General features: G+C 58.0%; 14 protein-coding genes. 3 read left to right on the top strand and 11 right to left on the bottom strand.

Annotation, left to right across the window (positions count from 1 at the left end):
• Positions 1-56: 56 nt before the first annotated feature.
• The 11 genes from AO242_RS30385 to ubiE form a co-directional block, all read right to left on the bottom strand.
• On the bottom strand, positions 57-2000 hold the full coding sequence (locus tag AO242_RS30385; protein ID WP_099267983.1) for a methyl-accepting chemotaxis protein: 1944 nt from the start codon (positions 1998-2000) through the stop codon (positions 57-59).
• A 249-nt stretch (positions 2001-2249) separates the two neighbouring features.
• A complete protein-coding gene (locus AO242_RS05560) occupies positions 2250-4133 on the bottom strand; it encodes a HAMP domain-containing methyl-accepting chemotaxis protein (RefSeq protein WP_373562194.1) in 1884 nt (627 codons plus the stop codon).
• Positions 4134-4514: 381 nt separating this feature from the next.
• On the bottom strand, positions 4515-5222 hold the full coding sequence (locus AO242_RS05565) for a 16S rRNA (uracil(1498)-N(3))-methyltransferase (protein ID WP_099267985.1): 708 nt from the start codon (positions 5220-5222) through the stop codon (positions 4515-4517).
• Positions 5219-6013, bottom strand: a complete 795-nt coding sequence (gene tatC / locus AO242_RS05570; protein ID WP_099267986.1) for a twin-arginine translocase subunit TatC — start codon at positions 6011-6013, stop codon at positions 5219-5221. The genes AO242_RS05565 and tatC overlap by 4 nt, the downstream gene beginning before the upstream one ends.
• Positions 6010-6501: a Sec-independent protein translocase protein TatB gene (gene tatB, locus AO242_RS05575; RefSeq protein WP_099267987.1), complete on the bottom strand. Its 492-nt coding sequence runs from the start codon at positions 6499-6501 to the stop codon at positions 6010-6012. Before tatB ends, tatC begins: the two co-directional genes overlap by 4 nt.
• 10 nt (positions 6502-6511) lie before the next feature.
• On the bottom strand, positions 6512-6784 hold the full coding sequence (locus AO242_RS05580; RefSeq protein WP_027901648.1) for a twin-arginine translocase TatA/TatE family subunit: 273 nt from the start codon (positions 6782-6784) through the stop codon (positions 6512-6514).
• Between the two features lie 41 nt (positions 6785-6825).
• Complete coding sequence (locus AO242_RS05585) at positions 6826-7158, bottom strand: phosphoribosyl-ATP diphosphatase (protein ID WP_027901649.1); 333 nt, start codon at positions 7156-7158, stop codon at positions 6826-6828.
• A gap of 3 nt (positions 7159-7161) precedes the next feature.
• Positions 7162-7554, bottom strand: a complete 393-nt coding sequence (gene hisI / locus AO242_RS05590) for a phosphoribosyl-AMP cyclohydrolase (protein ID WP_027901650.1) — start codon at positions 7552-7554, stop codon at positions 7162-7164.
• Between the two features lie 68 nt (positions 7555-7622).
• Positions 7623-9242: a ubiquinone biosynthesis regulatory protein kinase UbiB gene (gene ubiB, locus AO242_RS05595; RefSeq protein ID WP_027901651.1), complete on the bottom strand. Its 1620-nt coding sequence runs from the start codon at positions 9240-9242 to the stop codon at positions 7623-7625.
• Positions 9239-9862 (bottom strand): ubiquinone biosynthesis accessory factor UbiJ, encoded by a 624-nt coding sequence (locus AO242_RS05600; RefSeq protein ID WP_099267988.1) that lies wholly within the window; start codon positions 9860-9862, stop codon positions 9239-9241. The genes ubiB and AO242_RS05600 overlap by 4 nt, the downstream gene beginning before the upstream one ends.
• Positions 9862-10632 carry a bifunctional demethylmenaquinone methyltransferase/2-methoxy-6-polyprenyl-1,4-benzoquinol methylase UbiE gene (ubiE, locus tag AO242_RS05605; RefSeq protein ID WP_027901653.1) on the bottom strand — a complete coding sequence of 257 codons (771 nt, stop codon included), beginning with the start codon at positions 10630-10632 and terminating at the stop codon, positions 9862-9864. The genes AO242_RS05600 and ubiE overlap by 1 nt, the downstream gene beginning before the upstream one ends.
• Before the next feature lie 143 nt (positions 10633-10775).
• Between ubiE and AO242_RS05610 the strand changes: the two genes are divergently transcribed.
• From AO242_RS05610 to AO242_RS05620, 3 genes are all read left to right on the top strand, one after another.
• On the top strand, positions 10776-11054 hold the full coding sequence (locus AO242_RS05610) for a polyhydroxyalkanoic acid system family protein (protein WP_027901654.1): 279 nt from the start codon (positions 10776-10778) through the stop codon (positions 11052-11054).
• Positions 11055-11333: 279 nt separating this feature from the next.
• Positions 11334-11759 carry a phasin family protein gene (locus tag AO242_RS05615; RefSeq protein ID WP_099267989.1) on the top strand — a complete coding sequence of 142 codons (426 nt, stop codon included), beginning with the start codon at positions 11334-11336 and terminating at the stop codon, positions 11757-11759.
• 10 nt (positions 11760-11769) lie between these two features.
• The gene (locus AO242_RS05620; protein ID WP_099267990.1) at positions 11770-12627 is read left to right on the top strand and encodes a phasin family protein; all 858 of its coding nucleotides are present in this window, start codon (positions 11770-11772) and stop codon (positions 12625-12627) included.
• The last annotated feature ends 353 nt before the right edge of the window (positions 12628-12980 follow it).

Genomic DNA, 12980 nt, shown 5'->3' on the forward strand with positions numbered 1-12980 from the left:
CTGAAACACCGCGTTATCGTTCTTCGCGGGCAAGCCTCGCTCCAACAGTTAACGCGCTAGCCCACGCGAAACTTCGCCACCAGTCCCTGCAAATGAGTGCCCAACCGCGCCAGCTCCACACTGGACGCTGCCGTCTGATCGCTCGCCGACGCGGTCTGCTCTGACACATCCCTCACGCTGATAATGTTGCGATTGATCTGCTCCGCCACGGCGCTTTGTTCTTCGCTGGCGGTGGCTATCTGCTGGTTCATGTCCTGAATGGTCGATACGGTGCGGGTAATCTGCTCCAGCGCGCTGCCTGCGCGGCGGCTCAATTGCACGCTGTTGTCGGTCAGGCTGCGGCTGTTATCCAGTGTCGTGGCGACTTGTTGGGTGCCGCTTTGCAACGCTGCAATCAGCTCTTCGATTTCCTCTGTCGACTGCTGTGTACGTTGCGCCAGACCGCGCACTTCATCGGCGACGACCGCAAAACCACGTCCGGCTTCTCCGGCACGCGCAGCCTCAATGGCAGCGTTCAGCGCCAACAGGTTGGTTTGCTGCGAGACTGACTTGATCACGTCCAGCACGCCGCCGATTTTGTCGCTTTCCAGCTTCAACAGATTCATGGCCTGAGTGGATTTCTTGACCTCGTCCGCCAATTGCTCAATCTGCCCGATTGCCTGTCCCACCACCTGATCGCCTTCCCGCGCCTGCTGATCCGCCTGCGCCGCCGCTTGAGAAGCCTCTTGTGCGCTACGTGCAACTTCGTGCACGGTCGCGGTCATTTCGTTCATGGCCGCAGCCACCTGATCGGTCTCGTCTTTCTGGCTGTTGACCCCGGTACTGGTCTGCTCGGTCACAGCCGACAGCTGCTGCGCCGCATCGGTTATCTGCGCGACGCCCTCGCTGATCCCGCCGATCAACTGCCGTAAGCTGAGGGTCATGGCCTGCATGCTGTCTTGCAGTTGCCCCATTTCATCTTTGCGCTGAACCTGTAAGTCCTTGCTCAAGTCACCCTTGGCGATACGTTCTGCGGCCGCCAGTGTCTCGCGCAGCGGTGCGATGATTTGTTGCGTCATGACCCAGGCTGCGAGCAGGCCAAGCAACATGGCCAATACGGCAACGCTGCTCAGCATGGTGCGAGAGGCGCCCGCCTCGGTGTCGCGTTGCTGGCTTTGCAGGGCCAGCAGTTCCGCGACGCTGCTCAGCATCTTGTCGCCCAGGTCTTCGAGCGTTTCCTGAGCGGCCTCCACTTTGACCTGAATGTCCTTGAAGTGACCGAGCTGAGCACGATAGCGCTCCAGCGCCTCTTTCGCCGGCTGCAGGCCTTTGAGGTTGCTGTCGGCCTGATCCTGGCCAATTTGCTGCACTTCTTTCAGAGACTCGTCGATAGCGGCAATGGCTGCTGTTTCATAGGCCTCCAGCGCAGTGAAGGTGTAGGCCTGAACCTGAAATCGAGCGTTCTGGATCTGCTGCTTGAGCTGCGAGATGTTGGTGAATTCATCCAGCCGCTCGCCATTGTCCTGCTCCTGGCTTACGGCTTTGAGCACTTCAATCTCCACCAGCGCGACAGCCTGTACCGCTTGTTCCGATTGTTGGTCCAGTTGAGTCCGGGACAAGTCTCGCCGTTGGTTCTCATCGCTGAGCGCCGTGAAAGTCTTTTCCATATCAGCGACGATTTTACTTTGCCCGATCAGCAAGCCAACGCTGATGCGGTCGTCTGTTTCTTTTCGCAATGCCTCCAGATGGCTCTCCAGTCCATTGAGCTGGTTAACAACCTTGTTCGCGTTTTCCGGGCTGTTTTTCTGACGATAGATAATGCGGTCGGTGCGCAAATCCTTGGTCATGTTGCTCAGTAGCCCGATGGACGTCAGGGATTCCGAGCGTTCAATCATGGTGTCCAGGCCATGCCAGCCGGTCAGGGTGATTGCCATCGTGAGCATCAGCACCAGGCCGAAACCCAGGGACAGCTTGAGTTTTACGCTGGTGTTGCCAAGCGTTTGGTTGATCCATCGAAACATCGGAAAGCTCCTGCAATTGTGCGAAACAGGTAGGGCCTGGACAAGCCAGGACCTACGTTGTCAGCGCATCGGCAGGGCAAAGAAGAGCGCGACCTGAGTTGGTCGTAGGTGGATTCTGAGAGGGGCGTGTGATCGAACCGACGGAGAACCGTAGGACCGACTTTAGCCGGGAGGGGGGCTTTACATTCGCAGCATACTCTATGTCAGGAATGACGCCCTCCCGGCTAAAGCCGGTCCTACGGTGTTAACTCAAATCTTGAACTTGCTCACCATCACCTGCAAATGATTACCCAGTCGTGCCAACTCAACGCTGGACGCTGCGGTTTCTTCACTGGCAGCGGAGGTTTGTTCGGAAACATCGCGCACATTGAGGATGCTGCGGTTGATTTCTTCAGCGGTAGCGCTTTGTTCTTCGGCGGCAGCCGCGATTTGTTGGTTCATCGCCTGGATTGCCGAAACGGTCTTGGTGATGTTCTCCAGCGAGCTACCGGCACGGCGAGTCAGCTCCACGCTGCTGACGGTCAGTTCGCGGCTGTTGTCCATGATGGTCGCCACTTGCTGCGTGCCACTTTGCAGGCCTGCAATCAGTTGCTCGATCTCTTCGGTCGACTTCTGAGTGCGCTGAGCAAGGCTGCGCACTTCGTCGGCGACGACCGCGAAACCACGACCGGCTTCCCCGGCGCGTGCGGCTTCAATGGCGGCGTTGAGGGCGAGCAGGTTGGTCTGCTGTGCAACCGACTTGATAACGTCCAGGACACTGCCGATCTTGTCGCTTTCGCGCTTGAGTTCGCTCATTGCTTCGGTGGAGTTACCCACTTCCGAGGCCAGACGCTCGATCTGGGTAATCGCTTCATTGACCACGCGATCACCCTCACGGGCTTGCTGATCCGCTGCTACGGCCGCTTCAGAGGCTTCCTCGGCGTTACGTGCGACTTCCTGAACCGTGGCGGTCATTTCGTGCATCGCGGTGGCCACTTGGTCAGTCTCGACCTTCTGGCTGTTCACCCCGGCGCTGGTTTGTTCCGTTACCGCAGACAGCTCTTCAGCCGCGCTGGCGATCTGCGTCACGCCGTCGCGAATCCCGCCGATCAGTTGGCGCAGGTTCACTGTCATGCGTTGGATGCTGGTTTGCAACTGACCCATCTCGTCGCGACGGTCAATGGCCAGATCGTGGCTCAAATCACCGGAAGCAACCCGCTCGACAATGCTCAGCGTCTGCTGCAAAGGCGTAACGATCTGACGGGTGATAACCCAGGCGGCTATGACGCCGAACAACAGCGCCAGGACAGTAACGAGGGTCAAGGTCGACTTGGCTTTCGAACTCTCTGCTTCTCGCTTCTTGTACTGGTCACCGTTCAGTTGGGCGCTCAGGTCCAGCAAATCCGTACCTTCCTTGGTCATGGTTGCCAGCGCTTCTTTACTGGCAGCCTGTGCGTCGCGGTATTGATCAACCGCTGACTGGTAGTCTTTCAGACCGGCTGTTGCGGCCTGCAGACCTGATAAGTAGGTAGAAGGGATACTGCCAGCCAGCGTGTTGATACCGACGAGTGCTTCGTCGATGGCGGCTTTGGCGTTCTTTTCGAATTCCGGCTTGCCGCTATAGGTGTATCCGCGTACCTGAAACCGGGCCTGCTGAATGAGTTTGCTGACGCCCACCGCATCGTTGAATTGCAGAATGTTATCGCCTTGTAACAACGCAGCCTGAATCTTGTCGATCTCGACAACCGCTCTGTCAGCGGCATCGCCCATCAGGCTCCGGCTTGCTTCGCGGGTTGCGATGGCCTTGATCATGTCGTTGAAGGTTTTACGGTACTCAGCGGCCGATTGCTGTGCCTCTTCCAGCCACTTTTGGCTTTCCGGACTGACGACCATGCTGCGCGCTTTCTTGACGCTGGCGTCGAGTTTATCGAGGGTGGCATTCATTGCTGCGGCGGATTCAGCGTCGTACTGACGCTCATAGACCAGGCGTCGGATACGCAGCTCCATGGTTTGGTTGGCGACATCAGCGATGGCCCCCAGCTTGTCGCCACGTTCGATCAGTGCGCCGACGCTTAGCCAACCTGTCACTGTAATCAGTGCAGTCAACAGCAAGACCAGCCCGAAACCGACTCCGAGTTTCAGGCTGACGCCCATGTTACCTAGACTTTTGCCGAGCAAACCCATGCGGAACTCCTTGGAATAGGTTTTTTGTAGGTAGTTTCTTACGACATGCATCGGCAGGGGGGTGGGGAACTGAAGGGGCGACAGTGTTCTGAATCGGCTCAATCTCCTACAGGATTTGGGTCAACTCAGAACATTGCATTTTGTTTGATAGGAGGTTGCCCATTGTCCCGGACGCCACGTTGGCGCGCAGCAAACACGGACCTGTTGGAGCGAGGCTTGCCCGCGAAAGCCTTAACGCGGTTTGTCCGATAACACGCGTCGCCTTCTTCGCGGGCAAGCCTCGCTCCAACGAAGCACTCAATCCCTTGTGAGACCGAATTCATTCACCGCGTTTGCCGTGATGCGCGTCGATCAGAACAGCCGGGCCAACAACGCAGTCACTGCTGTTTCGACCCGCAGGATGCGGTCGCCAAGCTGCACCGGTTGCAGCCCTGCTTTGGTCAGCAGGTCGACTTCGTAGGGAATCCAGCCGCCCTCGGGGCCGATGGCCAGGGTAACTGGCCCGGTCACGGCGCGTGGGCAGGCGGGAAAGTTTCCGGGATGTCCGACCAGCCCCAGAGTCCCTTGAGCCAGTTGCGGCAGCCGATCTTCGACAAACGGCTTGAAGCGTTTTTCGATAATGATCTCGGGCAACACACTGTCCCGTGCTTGTTCAAGGCCGAGAATCAGCTGCTCGCGGATCGCTTGAGGTTCAAGGAACGGCGTCTGCCAAAAGCTTTTTTCCACGCGATAACTGTTGAGCAGAATGACCTTGGACACACCCATTGTCGCCACGGTCTGAAACACCCGGCGCAGCATTTTCGGGCGGGGCAGGGCGAGCAACAGGGTCAACGGCAGTTTGGCGGGCGGGGCACTGTCGAGGGTGATGCGTAGCTCGGCTTCATGTGTCTCAAGCCGCAGCAGCTCAGCGCTGCCCAGCAAGCCGCCAATACGGCCGACACGCAGGCTGTCGCCAACTTCTGCGCGATGCACCTCTTGCATATGCTTGAGGCGTCTGTCGCGCAGTACGACCCTGTCAGCCGCAACAAAGTCGGCGTCTTCGAGAAGCAGCAGGTTCACGGCTGAGTCGCGGGCGGCTGGTCTTGCTTGTCTTCTTCGCGCTGGTCATCGGCATGATCACCACGCTTGGTAATCAGCGAGCTGCACAACACCCCGATCTCGAACAACAGCCACATCGGCACAGCCAGCAGGGTCTGGGAGAAGATGTCTGGCGGGGTCAGAATCATGCCGACCACGAAGCAGCCGATGATTACGTAAGGGCGGATCTTTTTCAGGTACTTCACGTCAACGATGCCGATCCACACCAGCAGCACGACGGCTACCGGAATCTCGAACGCTACGCCAAACGCAAAGAACAGCGTCATGACGAAGTCCAGATAACTGGCGATGTCCGTCATCATCGACACGCCTTCCGGCGTTACGCTGGCGAAGAAGTGGAATATCAGCGGGAAGACCAGGTAATAAGCGAAGGCCATGCCCGAATAGAACAGGATGATGCTCGACACCAGGAGTGGTACCGCGACGCGCTTTTCATGCTTGTACAGGCCCGGAGCGATAAAGCCCCAGATCTGATGCAGGATCACCGGCATGGCCAGGAACAGCGCAACCATCATGGTCAGCTTGAACGGCGTGATGAACGGCGAGGCCACATCGGTGGCGATCATCGTTGCACCTTCCGGCAGGAAAACCCTTAGCGGTGCCGAAACGAAGGTGTAGATCTTCTGGGTGAAGTAAAACAGGCAGGCGAAGATCACGAAAATCGCCAGTACGCATTTCAGCAGGCGCGAACGGAGTTCTGTGAGGTGCGAGACCAGCGGCATTTGCTGGTCATTTTCCGGAATATCGCTCATGGGGCTCGCGGTGGCAGTGACGAATCGTTGGCGGAGGGTGCGTTGGGTGCTGGCGTCGCTGGCGACACGTGCGCAGGTTCAGTCGCGACATGGGGCGTCGGTTCAGCAGCGGGCGTAGTGCCCGCCGGAGCGGCCGGCCCCAGATCAGCGGCAGGTGTCACAGACGGCGTGTTCGGAATAGTCGAAACCACCGGCTCAGCGGGCGTTTGTTCGGTTGCCGGAGGCGGGTTGGCCGGGGGTTGCTGCGGAGACATGATCTTGCGCGCTTCTTCTTCCAGCGACAGGATGTGCTCGTTATGCAGTTGCCGACGTATTTCGTCGGCACCGATTTCGCGTTCAACTTCCTGTTTGATCGCATTGAAGCTGCGCTTCAGCCGGCCTATCCAGAGGCCAGCGGTACGCGCAGCGCCGGGCAGACGCTCAGGGCCAAGCACCAGCAAGGCGACGAGGCCGACCAGCAGCAGTTCAGAGAAGCTGATACCAAACATTCAATACGACCTAGTCTTTGCGGATTGGCTCTTCGACTTTATGCGCTTGCGCGTCGATGGTATGCGGCTGGTTCAGAGGCGAGCCCTGTGGCGCAGCTTGCGGCGGTTGCTGAGGCTGCACCGGCGGCTGCTCGGCGGGTTTTTCATCATCGTTCATGGCTTTGCGAAAGCCCTTGATCGACTCGCCGACATCGCTGCCCAGCCCCTTGAGCTTCTTGGTGCCGAACACCAGTACCACGACAACCAGGATGACGATCCAGTGTTTCCAGTCAAAAATACCCATGAAGCAATCCTCGTAGAAATTTCAAGCTCGAAAAGTGAAGGTCAGTCAGCTGTGCGTGCGGCTTTTTCCGCATGCCCGGACAAGCCGAAACGGCGGTCCAGTTCATCCAGCACTGCTTGTGGGTGCTGACCCAGTGCAGCAAGCATCACCATGCTGTGAAACCACAGGTCAGCGGTTTCGTAGATGACATCGCTGCAATCGCCGCTGACAGCGGCATCCTTGGCGGCAATGATGGTTTCGACCGACTCTTCGCCGACCTTCTCCAGAATCTTGTTCAATCCCTTGTGATACAGGCTGGCGACATAGGAACTGTCGGCAGCGGCACCTTTGCGCGACTCCAGCACTTCGGCCAGGCGGGTCAAGGTATCAGTCATGTTTCAGTGTCCTGCGTGATAAATAGCTTCAGGATCTTTCAAGACCGGTTCGACGGTCTTCCAGGCGGCGTCTTCGTAGACGCGATAGAAGCAGCTTTCGCGCCCGGTATGGCAAGCGATGCCGCCAATCTGCTCGACCATCAGGATGATCACATCGGCGTCGCAGTCCAGACGCAGTTCATGAAGCTTCTGCACATGGCCCGATTCTTCGCCTTTGCGCCAGAGTTTGCCACGCGAACGCGACCAATAGATTGCACGATTCTCTGCGGCGGTGAGGCTCAGGGCCTCGCGGTTCATCCACGCCATCATCAGAACACGTCCGGTCTTGTGATCCTGAGCAATGGCAGGCACCAGACCGTCGCTGTCCCACTTGATTTCGTCCAGCCAGTCTTTCATATCTACTCCGGCAGCCGGGCTTCAGGCCTCGGCGGATTCAACAGTGTGCCAGCGGGCAGCGCCGCTGGCTATCGGCGGATGACCAGATACAGGCCAGCCACCAGCATGATCCATGCGGGCCAGGCGAGTGGTGCGACCAGCGCCGTACCTTCCGCGACCAGCGTCGAGGCCATGACCGCACCTCCGGCCAGCAACGCCGAGCCCAGCAGGCGCAATGCCCAACCGTCACCGCGCTCACGCCACGGTGGTGGCGGATCAGTCCGGTGCGGTTGCGACATGCGTTCCAGCAGGTCCCGGGTCATATTGGCCAGATGCGGAATCTGCTCGACCTGGGACTGCAGGTTGCCAAACAGGGTTTTGGGGCTGACGCGATCCCGCATCCAGCGTTCCAGAAACGGCTGCGCGGTGCTCCACAGGTCCAGGTCGGGATACAACTGACGGCCCAGACCTTCGATGTTCAACAGGGTCTTCTGCAGCAGAACGAGCTGCGGCTGGACTTCCATGTTGAAGCGTCGTGCGGTCTGGAACAGGCGCATCAGTACCTGACCGAAGGAAATATCCTTGAGCGGCTTCTCGAAAATCGGCTCGCAAACGGTACGAATCGCGGCTTCAAACTCATTGAGTTTGGTTTCCGCAGGCACCCAGCCCGAATCAATGTGTAATTGCGCAACGCGACGATAATCACGTTTAAAGAAGGCAAACAGGTTACGGGCCAGATAATCCTGATCTTCCGGAGTCAGGCTGCCGACGATCCCGCAGTCGATAGCGATGTATTGCGGGCTCCACGGGTTGACCGTGCTGACGAAAATATTGCCGGGGTGCATATCGGCGTGGAAAAAGCTGTCGCGGAATACCTGCGTGAAGAAAATCTCAACACCGCGTTCGGCCAGCAACTTCATGTCGGTGCGTTGATCCGCCAGGGTTGCCAGATCGTTGACCTGAATCCCGTAGATGCGCTCCATGACCAGCACCTTCGGACGGCACCAGTCCCAGTAAACCTGGGGCACGTAGAGCAGGTCCGAGCCTTCGAAGTTGCGACGCAACTGACTGGAGTTGGCCGCTTCACGCAGCAGGTCCAGTTCGTCGTAAATGGTTTTCTCGTAGTCGGCGACCACGTCCACCGGGTGTAACAGGCGGGCATCGGCGGACATCCGCTCAGCTGTGCGCGCCAGTATGAACAGCCATGCCAGGTCCTGGCCGATGATCGGCTTGAGGCCCGGACGCACAACCTTGACCACGACTTCTTCGCCACTTTTCAGTTGCGCGGCGTGGACCTGCGCCACCGAAGCCGAAGCCAGTGGAGTGACGTCGAAGCGACTGAACACCTCGCTGATCTTCGCGCCCAGTTGTTCTTCGATGAGCTTGATCGCGACTTGCGGATCGAACGGCGGAACGCGGTCCTGCAACAGCATCAACTCGTCAGCGATGTCCTCTGGCAGCAGATCGCGGCGGGTAGACAGGATTTGGCCGAACTTGATGAAGATCGGCCCAAGGTCCTGTAGCGCCAGACGCAGACGCGCACCGCGGGGCAGCTCGGCGTTGTTGCGCGGCAGCAAACGCCACGGCATGACAAAGCGCGTGGCCTTCATCCACCACGGCAGCGGCAGGGCGAACAGCAGGTCATCGAGACGGTAGCGGATCACGACACGCTGGATACGAAACAAACGGCGGACGGCAAGCAGCTTCATGCGTTATCGCTGGAGTCAGAGGGTTGGGCGAGGCGCTCAAAGCGCGCCTCAAGGCGTTCCAGATCAAGTTTGATCCGGTCGAGTTCGGCAAAGCGTGCTTCGGCTTCGTGTTTACCCACCAGGGTGCGCGACTCCTCGTTCAGGTAGTCGGCAAGGCTCTGGCTGAGATTGGCGAAGCTGTCTTTGCTCCAGCGCGCGCGGCTGCGCAAATGATCACCCAGTAAGGTGGTTGCCACCGGACCAAGCCAGCGGGACAGCTCGTATTCCCAGTCCAGCTCGAGGTCCTGAAGGATCCCGACCAGTTCCAGTAATACGCCACTGTCCCCATCCAGCTCGACATCGGGGCCATGCAGCACGGCGCTCTTGTCCTTGCTCACCGCCAGACGCATCAGGCTGGCGGCCGGGGCGCGCAGGGTGCAATCCGCTTCAACTTCCCAGTGCGAGGCCAGCAGCAGGCCTTCGTCGCTGGGCAGAATGAACAGCTGTAGCGAAGGATTGCGGCAATCCACCGCAATCACCTTGCCCGACAGGCGCTCAAGACGTGGCAAGGCGGTGCTGTCCAGACGCAACACGCGGTTGATGCCGTGCTCGACGCTGGCGAGCAAGCCGCTGAGCAACATCAGGGTTTGATGCCGCGATGCAGTGCCACGACGCCTGCGGTCATGTTGTGGTAAGTCACGCGGTCAAAACCGGCTTCGACCATCATCGACTTCAGGGTTTCCTGATTCGGGTGCATGCGGATCGATTCGGCCAGATAGCGGTAGCTTTCCGAGTCATTGGTGACCAGTTTGCCCATTAGCGGCATGAACGCGAACGAGTAAGCGTCATAGGCTTTGGACATCAGCTTGTTGGTCGGCTTGGAGAACTCCAGCACCAACAGACGGCCACCCGGCTTGAGTACGCGCAGCATCGAGCGTAGCGCATCTTCCTTGTGGGTCACGTTGCGCAGGCCGAAGGCGATGGTCACGCAGTCGAAATGGTTGTCAGGGAACGGCAGCTTTTCTGCGTCGGCCTGAACAAATTTGACGTTGCTCGCCACACCCAGGTCCAGCAGTCGGTCGCGACCGACCTTGAGCATAGAGGCGTTGATGTCAGCCAGCACCACTTCGCCGGTCGGGCCGACCAAGTGGGAAAACTTTTTGGTCAGGTCGCCAGTACCGCCCGCAATGTCCAGCACGCGGTTGCCGGTACGAACACCGGAGAGTTCAATAGCGAAGCGCTTCCAGAGGCGATGCATGCCACCGGACAGCAGGTCGTTCATCAAGTCGTACTTGGCTGCGACGGAGTGGAACACCTCCGCAACTTTCTCTGCCTTCTGGCTTTCCGGCACATTTTTGTAGCCGAAGTGAGTAGTAGGTTCGGCATCGCTGCCTTTGCGCGGATCATTCATATCGCGTTCACCGGAATAAAGTGTTGCCATTCTAATCGTCGTGGCTGGCTTTGTCTTGACAAGGCTCATCGCCAACAGTTTCTTCATCCGGGTCGGCTGGTATAGTTGCCCCACGATTGACCTTGCGCTGAAGGAGCCATCGAATGGCCAAGATTACTGTTGAACGCCCGCATTCGCTGGGCAAGGAAAAGGCTCGCGAGAAGGCTGAGCTGCTGGTCGAGAAGCTGGCCGACAAATACGGCATCGAGCACGAGTGGAGCGGCGACGTCGTCAAGCTTGAAGGCAAGGGCGCCAAAGGCTCGGTCGATGTCGGAGAGGATTTTGTGCGGGTTAACCTGGAGCTTAATTTTTTCCTGTCGGCCATGAGCGGACAGATTCAGGCAGAGGTCGAGCGACAGCTGGATAAAGCGCTGGTTGCTTGAGTCATACCACCGACTAAACAAAACCCGCAGATCCCGTGGGAGCGAATTCATTCGCGAAAGCAGTATTTCATTCGATGAAGATGTATTGGATGTACTGGCTTCTTCGCGAATGAATTCGCTCCCACAGGGGCAAATGCACCCAATTCCTACCCCCATTTCCTACACCCCTTCAACATCACCCAAACCTAGGGTGAGCTTTCTAATTTTTCCGACTACTTTCGTGTCCATGCCCCGTTGTCCCTGGGGGTGATCCTCAAACATTCGAGCGTGAGGTGCACCATGGCCAAAGTTACGTTGAAGAAAAAAATCAAAGACGAAGAAAACGGTTCTGTCTCCGACGTTCGCCTGTATGCCCGCAAGGTCTGGCTGGCCGGGCTGGGCGCTTATTCGTGGGCCGGTCAGGAAGGCGCTGAGTACTTCAAGGAGCTGGTCAAAGCGGGTGAGCAGACCGAAAAGAAAGCCAAAAAAGTGATCGACGAAAAGGTCGATGCCGCTAATAGCGAGATCGATTCGGCTAAAGACGAGCTGACTTCAGTGAAGGGTCGGGTCGAGGTGCAACTCGATAAAATCGAAAGCGCATTCGATCGGCGGGTCGCCAGCGCCTTGAATCGCATCGGTATACCGTCTAAACATGACGTGGAGACACTGTCTGCTAAGCTCGATGAGCTGACGGCATTGCTTGAACGTGTCGCGCGTAAACAATAAGGAGAGCAGGATGGCTGGCAAGAAAAAAATCGAGAAAGAAGGCAGCTCCTGGATTGGCGAGGTGGAGAAATACTCCCGCCAAATCTGGCTGGCTGGTTTAGGCGCTTACTCCAAGATCAGCAATGACGGCAGTAAGCTTTTTGAAACGCTGGTCAAGGACGGCGAAAAAGCTGAGAAGCAGACCAAGGTAGAAGTCGAGAAACAAGTCGATTCCGCCAAGGATTCTGCCAAGGCCGCGAAGTCTCGTGTAGGTGATGTCAAAGACCTCGCGATGGGCAAGTGGAGTGAGCTTGAAGGGGCTTTTGACAAGCGTCTGAACAGCGCCATTTCGCGTTTGGGCGTACCTAGCCGTAACGAAGTGAAGGCTCTGCACAGCAAGGTCGATCTGCTGACAAAACAGATCGAAAAGCTGACAGGTGCTTCAGTGACCCCTGTTTCAAAAGCGCCTGCTTCCAGAGCTTCGACTTCCAGGGCCGCGGCGTCCAAACCAGCACCTAAAACTACGGCCAAGCCACTGGTGAAAGCCGCTGCGAAACCGGTCGCCAAAGCCGCCGACAAGGTTGCCGCGAAAACCGCTGCAGCCAAACCGGCAGTGAAAGCAGCAGCGGCCAAACCCGTTGCCGCCGCTAACAAGGCTGCGACTAAAACCGCGACCAAGGCCAAGTCTGTAGCGGCCAGCAAACCGGCTGCGGCGAAGAAACCGGCCGCTGCCAAGAAACCTGCTGCGGCTAAAACGGCACCGAAGGCCGCCGCCAAACCGGCTCCGAAGCCCGCTGCCACACCAACAGCAACACCTGCACCCGCTGCGACCAATACCGCCGCAGCACCGGCATCGGCTGCACCGTCGACACCGGCAAGTCAGTCCTGATTCAAGGGCTGTAAAGCGAAAAGCCCGACCTGCGCAAAGCAGGTCGGGCTTTTTTATTGGGGCTCAAATGCAATCCCTGTGGGAGCTGGGCTTGCCCGCGATAAGGCTGGATGCGATTTACTTTAAACCGCGTCGTACTTATCGCGGGCAAGCCTCGCTCCCACATAGACCGCGCTATTCCGTAGGACCGGCTTTAGCCGGGAGGACGTCGGGACATTCGCTAAATATCCTTCGGCAGTAATACCGCCCTCCCGGCTGAAGCCGGTCCTATGTATGGACTCGCCCCTACTTTCAACCCGCTTTTTGAACACTGCTACCCGGTTGCATCTATGTATAAGGCCTATTCGAGGAAG

Source organism: Pseudomonas sp. ICMP 561 (genome assembly GCF_002699985.1).
GTDB lineage: Bacteria > Pseudomonadota > Gammaproteobacteria > Pseudomonadales > Pseudomonadaceae > Aquipseudomonas > Aquipseudomonas quasicaspiana.